Source organism: Thalassolituus sp. UBA2009, from assembly GCF_002335285.1.
GTDB classification, from domain to species: Bacteria; Pseudomonadota; Gammaproteobacteria; order Pseudomonadales; family Oceanobacteraceae; genus Venatoribacter; species Venatoribacter alkanivorans.
Window position 1 is genome coordinate 9,332 of sequence record NZ_DDCJ01000017.1, and the last position, 376, is coordinate 9,707.

Annotated in this window: 1 protein-coding gene; it reads left to right on the forward strand. The window is 49.7% G+C overall.

Going from position 1 to position 376, the window contains the following annotated elements:
- Nucleotides 1–154: 154 nt before the first annotated feature.
- Nucleotides 155–376, forward strand: a 222-nt coding sequence (locus B3P58_RS01725) for a hypothetical protein (RefSeq protein WP_286715626.1), incomplete at its 3' end; no start/stop codon positions are given.

Here is a 376-nt window from a genome sequence, read left to right on the forward strand (position 1 = left end):
GCCTCTGCACTTTATCTTTGCAAAAAAGTCACGTTATAACCTTTAGTCCGAAACCCCGCCAGATCAGACAACGCCTGAAGACTACTACCATTTACTTCTGCGATTCCGCTCTGTTTTGACTAAGCTGAAAGGAATAACTATTCCGGAGCGTAATATGTCAAAGCATGGAGTCCGCATATTGCTGGCAACGCTGATCAGCCTCATCGCCAGCCTGGTTCTGACACAACTGGCCCACCTGTCTACTCCGCCAGATCTGACGACCGTCTCTGTTATTGTGATAACAATCGCTGCTACTCTTGCCGTTCTGTATCGCATGGTCATCCGTCCCCAGATCCTGCTAAGCCACCAGATTGCACACCGTCTGACTCATCCCACG